Origin of the sequence: Formosimonas limnophila (assembly GCF_014652675.1) — a bacterium.
Classification (GTDB): Bacteria; Pseudomonadota; Gammaproteobacteria; order Burkholderiales; family Burkholderiaceae; genus Hydromonas; species Hydromonas limnophila.
In genome coordinates this window covers 1-540 of record NZ_BMZG01000055.1, presented here as the reverse complement: position 1 = coordinate 540, position 540 = coordinate 1, and the positions used below count along the sequence as shown (strand labels likewise).

Genomic DNA, 540 nt, shown 5'->3' with positions numbered 1-540 from the left:
GTGGCGGTGATCTTGAGTGCTTGATTCGCGAGAATTTGACCCGCTTGGTTGTTGAGGGTTTTGCTGTCAAGCGTTAGGTTTTGGCCTGCCGTGACAATCCCTTTTTGATTGTCTAAGCTCGATAGCAAGATGGTCGCTTGACCGCCCGCGATGTAACCGCGCTTGTTGTCTACTTGCGTTGTTCCAGCTATCGTGTTGTTTTTTATGCTCAGGCTTTCCTCGCCAATCACACCACCAGTGAGGTCAGTGTTGCTGTTGTTGAGGGTTGCTGTAATAACATTCAGTTTCTGCGCTTGAATCAACCCTTGATTTGAGTTGTCAATGGTCGTGGCGGTAACTTGGGTCGATGTTTGTGATTTGATGACGCCGTTTTGGTTGTTGATGGTGGGCGCAGTGACCGCGAGTGCGCCTGCGGTTTGGATCTTGCCTGCGGCGTTGGTGAGGTTGCCTGTGGTGATGTTGACTGAACCACCGACATCAACTGTACCGCTGTTGGTCAGGCTGCTGGTGGTTTTAATGTGACCTGCATTGAGCACAACT

1 protein-coding gene is annotated in these 540 nt (G+C 50.7%); it reads right to left on the bottom strand.

Translation table 11 applies throughout. The annotated features are described in order from the left end of the window. Nucleotides 1-540: hypothetical protein (locus tag IE082_RS11155; protein ID WP_189493978.1), on the bottom strand; the 540-nt coding region annotated here is incomplete at both ends.